Raw genomic sequence first — 8179 nt, forward strand, 5'->3', positions numbered from 1 at the left:
AAAGGAATACGACGAAGCGTTCGATCCACCGCTGTAACGGCGCTCGCCCCTGGCGCAGGCTTGATATTCGTCCGCGCCACGATTTCCGGCGTTGCTTTCGCCACTTAACCCGCCATTAACCACGCCCGCCCAAGATTCACCTCCGAAGGCCGCCCGCCACATGGTCGCGGGCGCGCCGAAGGTTGTGGGTTGCGGGGGTGTGAGATGGATTTCGAAACGCTGTTTGCGAAGACGCCGGCCACGCTTGATGAGATCAAACGCCGCGTCGCTTATGCACTCGAACGTCATCCGCTCTGCCGCGACGTGCAATTCGACGTCGTCGGCATGCCGCGGATCGGAAGCGGAGGCAGAAACTGGACCATCAGCTGGCAGACGGTTGCCCCGGATGCCCTTTGGGAGGCCTCCGATATCATCGCCGACATCCAGGACGCCTACGAACTCGTCGCAGCCGCTTGATCCCTTAACCTTCCCGAGCGACCGGCCACAATGGTCACCGGGCCGGCACGGTTAGGCCTTATTTCCTGCCCGATTGCCGGGAAAAAGAAATACCAACGTGCGGGCAGGCCCGTAGTGCAATACCGGCTTCGCGCCGTCGAGATGGAGTTCTACCCTGTCAAAAGCCATCACGATTATCGCACTCACCTGTTTCCTGGTCGTCGGCGCGGCGGCCGCCGCTATTTTGGGCCGTGACAGCGTGCCCGAGGCGGGGGCGGTCATGGCCATGTCATCGGCGGCCATGCCGCAGATCGTCTCCAACCGGCAGAGCAAGGGTGACAAGCTGACGGTTGCCGCGGTCGCGACCGCGCCCGTTTCCGCCGAGACCGTGACAACGGGCGCGATTACGAACGAAACCCCGCTGCGGCAGGCCTATGCAGAGGCGGCGCCGGTCGAAATCGAAGGGCTCAAGCTCGGCGATCCCGCGCCAGAGAAGCCGAAAGCCGTGGAACCGAAACCTGCGGTCGCCGCCAAGCCGCCGGTCCATAAATCCTACGCGCTGTTGAGCGATGCGCAGATCGCCGGCATCAAGGATCGGTTGAAGCTGACGCCGGACCAGGAATACTACTGGCCGGGAATCGAGAATGCGCTGCGTGCGGTATCGCGCAAGATCCAGGCGGCGCGGCTGTCCGATCCAAACAATGCGGCCGCCGTGAAGATCGATCCCGACGGCGCTGAAGTCCAGCAGTTGAAGTCGGCCGCGATGCCGCTGTTGTTTCAATTGCGTGAGGACCAGAAGCGCGAGGTACGCTCGCTCGCCCGCCTGATCGGTCTTGAAAAAGTGGCGCAGGCGATCTGATCGTCAGCTTCGCCGCCTTCGCTTAGGCCGCGATCTCTTCGTCGACCGACGATTCCCTGACCGTGCAATTGCGGCCTGAGCGCTTGGCCTGATAGAGCGCGCGGTCGCATCGCTCGATCATGCCTTCGGCCGATTCGGCCATGCGGAATTGCGCAACGCCGACCGAAATCGTGATGCTCGAGAGTTCCTCGCCGGTGGCGCGGCGGGTCAAACGTGCTTCGCTGATGCGGCTGCGGATGCGTTCGGCAACCTCGACGCCGGTATCAAGCGCTGCGCCCGGCAGGACTGCGATCAGTTCTTCGCCGCCATAACGCGCGGCAAGGTCGCACTCGCGCACGCTTTCCTGCAACACGCGGGCGACCAGCCGGAGCACCTGGTCGCCGACCTGATGGCCGTAGCTGTCGTTGAATTTCTTGAAGTGATCGATGTCGATCATCAGGATGCTGAGCGGTGTCCCGGCTTCCATCGCCGTAATCTGGGCGGTGCGCAGGAAAGCCTCGAGCGAACGACGGTTGGCCAGGCCGGTGAGCGGATCGGTATTGGAATGTTCCTCCGCCAGCTTCAACGAGTCCTTGATCTGATCGAGGTCCTTGGTGGTGCGCAGGAAGTTCGCCTCCAGCGCCGAGGAGCGGGAGGTCGCGTTGGACAACTCTTTCAGAAGCTTTTCGATGATCGGCCGCGGATCGGCCGCGGCCTGGCATTCCGACTTCACCTCGCCGAGGCTCTCCATCTGCGATCGATTGTCGGAAATCGCAGTCGCCAGAAATTCCTGCGCGCTGGCGATCACGGCATGCACTTGCTCGGGAAAATCCTCGGTGAGCGCCAGATCCGATTGCGGCTTGACGTAGGTGACGTAGAGGTCGCGGTTGACGACTGAATCGAATTTGCGCTTGTTGGCGATCAGGATGTCGACGGTTTTCCTCAAGGTGAGCGAGCCACCCATCGCGTAGTAGAACCAGACGGCGAAATTTTCGGGGGTCGGCGGCACGCGGTGCTGCGCCATGAAGCCGTTGGCCCGATCCGCAAGCGTCGTTGCGTAATCGAAATCGATTTCGTCGGGCGCGCTGCTCATTCCTTCGGTCCACCCGCACCCCGATCGTTGCGGTCTAATCGTGGAAAGCTGCTTTTGTTAATTTTGTTAAAGGAATTTGGATCGGGGGGATCCTGACGCGAGCGTAGTCCTCACATCTAAATGATGCTTTAAACATTACCGCAACAGTCGGCCGATGAGGGCTCGGAACCCGCCGAAAAGCGCCAAAGACGGACGAAAATGGCGCATTTGGCCTGAGGGTCGCTGCGGGCTACTCGCGCAATCGAACCCACAAGTCAACGCATGCGCAGCAAAATTCCTCCGCTTGGAAATCCTCTCGCATCCTGTTTTGATCGCAGCTCTTGCTAACGGGATGAGGCCTCCATGAGCACGCGGCGCGAACACGATCTATTGGGTGACCGGGACGTTCCCGCGGAGGCCTATTACGGGGTCCACACCTTGCGCGCAGTGGAGAATTTCCCGATCACCGGGACCCCGATCTCGATCTATCCGGACCTGATCGTGGCATTGGCCTCGATCAAGCTGGCGGCGGCGCGAAGCAACCGCGATCTCGGCCTGCTCGACGGCGCGAAGGCCGAGGCCATCATCGCTGCCGCCGAAGAGGTCAGGGCAGGAAAGCTGCACGATCAGTTCGTGGTCGACGTTATCCAGGGCGGCGCCGGCACCTCGACCAACATGAATGCCAACGAGGTGATTGCCAATCGGGCGCTGGAACTGCTCGGCCGGGTGAAAGGCGACTACAAATTCCTGCACCCGAACGAGCAGGTCAACATGAGCCAGAGCACCAATGACGTCTATCCGACGGCGCTCAAGCTCGCGGCCTATTCCGGCATCATGCGCCTGGTCGACGCCATGATGGTGCTGCGCCAGGCGTTCGAGGCCAAGTCGGAAGAGTTCAAGGACATCATCAAGATGGGCCGCACCCAGTTGCAGGATGCGGTGCCGATGACGCTCGGCCAGGAGTTCTCGACCTATGCGGTCATGCTCGGCGAGGACGAACTGCGGCTGAAGGAAGCCGTGCTGCTGGTCTGCGAGATCAACATGGGCGCGACTGCGATCGGTACCGGCATCAACGCCCATCCCGATTATGCGCGCCTCGTCTGTCAGCATCTGCGCGACGTCACCGGCATTCCCGTGGTCACCGCTTCCAACCTGATCGAGGCGACGCAGGATTGCGGTTCGTTCGTGCAGCTCTCCGGCGTGCTCAAGCGCGTCGCGGTCAAGCTGTCGAAGACCTGCAACGATCTACGGCTGTTGTCGTCGGGCCCGCGCGTCGGCCTGAACGAGATCAACCTGCCGCCGATGCAGGCCGGCTCCAGCATCATGCCGGGCAAGGTCAATCCGGTGATCCCCGAAGTGGTGAACCAGATCGCCTTCGAAGTCATCGGCAACGATGTCACGGTGAGCTTCGCCGCCGAAGCCGGCCAGTTGCAGCTCAATGCGTTCGAGCCAATCATCGCGCACAGCCTGTTCAAGAGCGTCAATCATCTGCGCGCCGGCTGCCTGACGCTGGCCGAGCGCTGCGTCAAGGGCATTACCGCCAACCGCGAGCAACTGCGCCGCGGCGTCGAGCGCTCGATCGGCATCGTCACCGCGCTCAATCCCTATATCGGCTACGCCAATGCCACCGAAGTTGCGCAGCAGGCGCTGATGACCGATCAAAGCGTCTACGATCTGGTGCTTGCGAAGAAACTTTTGACCCGCGAACAGCTCGACCAGATTCTGCAGCCGGAAATCCTTACCCAGCCGCGGGTGTTCGGCACCGCGACGACGACGGCGGAAACCCATCCGTTGAGTGTCCGCCGCGACCAGACCGATTGAGGCGTGAAGCCATCAATTTGTCCTGGTCGGCGGAGTCCGTTTTGGTACGCACAACGGACTCGAGTCGGACATCGCTCCAGGTCCGAGAAGGGCCCACAAGCAGACATCCAAGGCATTAAAAACGCCGCCCGGTGGGCGGCCCCTCTTCGCGTAATTTGCCAGTTCGCGTCTCCCGCTCCGCTGATGCCGCGCAGGTGGTAGCCCTGTCATGTCGGGCTTAGCTTATCGGCTCCGAGCGGACCTTATGGTGTCCCCGGTTGGGGGCGTGGGGCGCGGGGGATGGACAGGTGCCAGTGCCGCCCACCTATGTGGTCGAGCTTCCTCCGAGGCGTAGTCAAGAGGATCAGACGTCACCTTCGCAAATGAATTTTTCAGTACGGCCGCAGTGTAGGCATCGAAAAGTGATGAAGCTTGGAGTCTCGCCACGATCCTCGACCGCTGCGATGGACATGGTCTTCCCGCAAGCCGGGCAAACGGGGTCTTCGCCAGTGTCTAGTGGATAAAGCAAATACTCCTCGTCCCGCCCGGCGATCATGGTGGCAGCACGGGCGGCGTTTCGGGATACTGATTTAGCTCAATCTGCACGGTGTCACCTGCCGGACTTTGAACCCGATAAAACCGCAGCTCTTGATCGAGTAGCGGGCATCGAAAAGTAACGGCTGCACCGTCGGGCCAGCGGCCCAGCTCGGCTTTCAGTTCACCGACTGTGATGATCGGAGGGCCTTCGGCCAACTGTTCTGGTTTGTCGCCGTCCATCATCTTTCTCCGCTGCCTAGCCCTACAAGTACCCTCCAACTTCGTTCTTAGTTCCCACCAATAAGAAAACCCGCCGGGTTTGAGACCGACGGGTTCATGAGTTTGTCGCGTAACGGCCAGGAAACGCGTCTCTACAGCGCTACCGGCCCATCCGGTCTCGCCCGGAGGCCCTCCAAGCCGACCGGGTGTCGGACCTTTGTCGCGCCGAGCAAGGACAGGAGGTCAGCAACGGGCCACCTGCGACTGCGCGATGCGCAAGACGGCGCCCGACTGAGCACGAGTTTGGTTAGACGTTCCGCGAAATGTGGTTCAGCGGCAGGCGCCAGCAACTCGAATAATTTTTTATTGCAGCTCGGATTCCGGAATCTCTCGCACGAGCCGTTGACGCAGCGGGCCGAGTCGATCCGCATGGTGCCGCCACTTCCCGATCGACGACGTATAGATCGGGCGGCGCACCTGGACCGCGCTTGCCGTTGCCGAGGGAACCTGGCTGGCATGGAACCGCAGGACCTCATCGTCCCAGTCAAGTCCAACAAAATCGATCATGCGGCGACTGGTGCCGCTTTGATCCCTCACCACTTCCTCGTAATCGATCTCCATCAGTACGTCGGGCGAGAGCGTCACCTTCCAGTGCCGTGCCAGGCGTCGGAACGCGAGATAGTAATCGGCAACCTCAACCTGGTCGTAGGAGAACAAAAACTTGCCGCGGAAGTGAGCCTTGAGCATTGCCCAGCAAGCGTCAAGCGGATGCCGCCGCACCAGGATGATCTTGGCGTTAGGCAAGGCCGTGTGAATAAGGCCGCAGTAGAGGTAATTGTCGAGCGTTTTGTCGACAAAGCGCGTAGCTGGTGGCACTCGCAATGCCGAAGCGTTTTCAATATAGCGCCGGCCGATCATCGCCGGGTCGGCTTTAGCCGATCGGTCGGCCATTGCACGTTGCATCACGTTGGCAAACGCACTGGTTTCTCCGACCGAGCGCATCGCCGGATGGCTCGCGATGATGCGCTCGATCAGGGTCGTCCCGGTCCGCGGCAGCCCAGCCACGAACACCGGGGCGGCAGAGGCATAGCCGGCCGGTGCACTCTTGATCCAGTCGCGATTGTGCGCGCCCATGATCTGGTCGATCTCGGCGAGAGCGCGGGCGGGGTCCACGCGTAGCAATGCATGTTGCAGCTGGCAGCCGGCCGCGATGTGATCGTAGGCGCGGTCGTAACGCTCGAGGTCTTCGCATTCCTTGCCAAGCGCAAAGCGCAGCAGCACTTCGTCCGGCCCGGATAGCCCACCGTCTCGGAGCAGCGCCTCCATTTCATCGACATGATTGTTGGCAGCGGTCTGGATCCGCAGATCGGACCGCAGATAGTGCGCCAGCGCGTACTGTTTTTGAAACGCGATGGCCGCGTCGCAATGACTCTCGGCATCCGCCAGAGCGCCAGTCATGCGCTCGGTTGCAGCCAGATTGAAAAGGTATTGCGGCTCATCCGTCTTTATAGCGACAGCACGCGCAAACAAGCCCTTGGCCTGGGCATGCAATCCAAGCAAACCGAACATCGCGCCGACCGCGTCGAGTGCATCGGCAGCTCCGGCACGGCTTGCCGCCGCTTCTGCTGCTGCCAACGCCTTCGCGGTCTCGCCGCCGAAGAACAGACATTTTGCCTGAAGCACGTGCGCAATCGGATCTTGCGGCGCGAGCGCGACCGCCCGATCCGCGCTGACCATTGCGGCATCATGACGGCCGCGCTGAAGCGCGGTTTCGGTGAGCAACTGCCAGGCGGCTGCATCCCCGGCACTGCGTGCCAGGATCTCGGCGCAGATGCGCTCCGTTGCGCCCACATCGCCTGAGCGAAAGGCACGACGCGCGGCGTCGATCGTGGGAGCGGGGTTGTGCTGGGGGGCAGGCTTCAAAGCGGGAGCCTCATGCAAATGCAATTACGCACTTGGCGGCTCCTGTATGGGAGCCGCCAAGTCAACGAAGGAATCAACTCGTCAAGGACTTCACGCGATCAGTTATCGCGATCGCCCCTGTCGTGGTCATCTCGATCGTGATCGCCCAAGGCAAAGCTGTGGAACAGGTCGCCGATGGCCGGACGGTTCTGCGGGACGTAGGGATTGTCATCCGACGTCTTCGGGTTCGGCAGATTGTCGCGGCTATACGATGAGAGCTTCGGCAGACCCCAGTTGCGCTCGATGAATTTCACCGTCGAAGCATGATCGGTGTATTCATGCGAGACATGGCCGCCCTTGGTATACTTCGACACGATTATCATCGGAATCCGCGTGCCGTCGCCAAAGTAATCCACCGGCTGGACATAGCCCGAATCGTAATAGCCGCCGCCCTCATCAACCGTGACCAGGATTGCAGTCGACTCCCACAGCTCCTTGTTGGCCTGCACCCCGTCGATGATCTTCTTGGTGAAAGCCTCGAACAGATCGATTTTCGACGACGCCGGGTGACCGTCGTTGAAGGTTGACGGCTTCACCCAAGACACTGCCGGGAGGGTGCCGTCTGCGATAGAATTATAGAGAGCGTCCACATCCTGCATGTGGGCACGTCCCGACGCGCTGGTCATGGTCGAGGCCGAGTACAGGAACGGATTGCAGATGTTGCAATAGAGATAGGCGGCCGGATCGTTCTCACCGAAGAGCAGCCCCAGACCGGGCGCGGGCTTGAAGTCGGTCCAGCGCTCGCCATAAAACGCCCACGAGACGTTGGCCTCACTGAGTGCATCACCAATGTGCCTCTGCTTGATCACCGGCGGCAGGGTGAACGGACCGTTATTGGCCGGATCGGTCGCGCCGCTGCCGATGAAGGAGGGCACGTAGTTGTTCAGCAGGTAGTAGGCACCCGGCCTGCAGTTTGGCGAGACATTGATGGCTTTCAGGTACGTGGTGATTGCCGAGACGCCCGGCTGCGTCGGGTCGGAGCAGTTGGTGTAGCTACCGCCGCTGTAACCGTCCTGGGTGTACCAATTGTTGGTACCCGGCATCGGATTGGGATTCTCGATCTGGTTGGTCGGGGGAACCGCCGGATCCCCGTTGGCGTCGGCATAGTAGAGCGCATCGGCATAGCCGAACATCATCTGGTTGGCGAAGGTGCCGCCCATGACCGGCTGATGATAATTGTCGAGCAGCGTGTATGTGCGGGCGAGCTGAGTCAGATAGGGCGCATCGCCCTTGGCGACGTTGTAGAAGCCCAGCGCGATGTCGCCTTCGTGGAGGGGGTGAGGCGCCCCGCCGTTGCTGCCAGACGATATGGTCTC

The 8179-nt window shown here is 61.3% G+C and carries 8 protein-coding genes; 3 read left to right on the forward strand and 5 right to left on the reverse strand.

All coding sequences use genetic code 11. The annotated features are described in order from the left end of the window. The first annotated feature begins 204 nt into the window (after positions 1-204). Positions 205-456, forward strand: coding sequence for a hypothetical protein (locus tag VFL62_RS02120; RefSeq protein ID WP_325170729.1), 252 nt, complete (start codon positions 205-207; stop codon positions 454-456). Positions 457-507: 51 nt separating this feature from the next. Here the strand turns inward: VFL62_RS02120 and VFL62_RS02125 are convergent, their stop codons facing one another. After that, positions 508-738 carry a hypothetical protein gene (locus VFL62_RS02125; RefSeq protein ID WP_325170730.1) on the reverse strand — a complete coding sequence of 77 codons (231 nt, stop codon included), beginning with the start codon at positions 736-738 and terminating at the stop codon, positions 508-510. Here VFL62_RS02125 and VFL62_RS02130 point away from each other — a divergent pair. After that, entirely contained in the window at positions 629-1294 is a 666-nt protein-coding gene (locus tag VFL62_RS02130) for a hypothetical protein (protein ID WP_414644579.1), read from the forward strand. The two genes, VFL62_RS02125 and VFL62_RS02130, sit on opposite strands and share 110 nt — an antisense overlap. 22 nt (positions 1295-1316) lie before the next feature. On the opposite strand, the gene VFL62_RS02135 is transcribed toward VFL62_RS02130, so the two are convergent. Beyond that, positions 1317-2297, reverse strand: a complete 981-nt coding sequence (locus VFL62_RS02135) for a GGDEF domain-containing protein (protein ID WP_325170736.1) — start codon at positions 2295-2297, stop codon at positions 1317-1319. Positions 2298-2708: 411 nt separating this feature from the next. On the opposite strand from VFL62_RS02135, the gene aspA reads away from it, so the two are divergent. Further along, complete coding sequence (aspA, locus tag VFL62_RS02140) at positions 2709-4166, forward strand: aspartate ammonia-lyase (RefSeq protein WP_325170732.1); 1458 nt, start codon at positions 2709-2711, stop codon at positions 4164-4166. A 531-nt stretch (positions 4167-4697) separates the two neighbouring features. On the opposite strand, the gene VFL62_RS02145 is transcribed toward aspA, so the two are convergent. From VFL62_RS02145 to VFL62_RS02155, 3 genes are all read right to left on the reverse strand, one after another. Further along, positions 4698-4922 (reverse strand): hypothetical protein, encoded by a 225-nt coding sequence (locus VFL62_RS02145; RefSeq protein ID WP_325170733.1) that lies wholly within the window; start codon positions 4920-4922, stop codon positions 4698-4700. 342 nt (positions 4923-5264) lie between these two features. Then, positions 5265-6824, reverse strand: coding sequence for a tetratricopeptide repeat-containing sulfotransferase family protein (locus VFL62_RS02150; protein ID WP_325170734.1), 1560 nt, complete (start codon positions 6822-6824; stop codon positions 5265-5267). 98 nt (positions 6825-6922) lie between these two features. After that, a partial coding sequence (locus tag VFL62_RS02155; protein ID WP_325170735.1) for an alkaline phosphatase family protein occupies positions 6923-8179 on the reverse strand: 1257 nt, incomplete at its 5' end.

It is taken from the genome of Bradyrhizobium sp., assembly GCF_035701725.1.
Taxonomy (GTDB): Bacteria; Pseudomonadota; Alphaproteobacteria; order Rhizobiales; family Xanthobacteraceae; genus Bradyrhizobium.

Excerpts from the sequence above, each read along its gene's own strand:
- VFL62_RS02145 (WP_325170733.1), bottom strand. The coding sequence starts at position 4,922 with ATGGACGGCGACAAACCAGAACAGTTGGCCGAAGGCCCTCCGATCATC.
- aspA (WP_325170732.1), top strand. The coding sequence starts at position 2,709 with ATGAGCACGCGGCGCGAACACGATCTATTGGGTGACCGGGACGTTCCC.
- VFL62_RS02135 (WP_325170736.1), bottom strand. The coding sequence starts at position 2,297 with ATGGCGCAGCACCGCGTGCCGCCGACCCCCGAAAATTTCGCCGTCTGG.
- VFL62_RS02120 (WP_325170729.1), top strand. The coding sequence starts at position 205 with ATGGATTTCGAAACGCTGTTTGCGAAGACGCCGGCCACGCTTGATGAG.
- VFL62_RS02125 (WP_325170730.1), bottom strand. The coding sequence starts at position 738 with ATGGCCGCCGATGACATGGCCATGACCGCCCCCGCCTCGGGCACGCTG.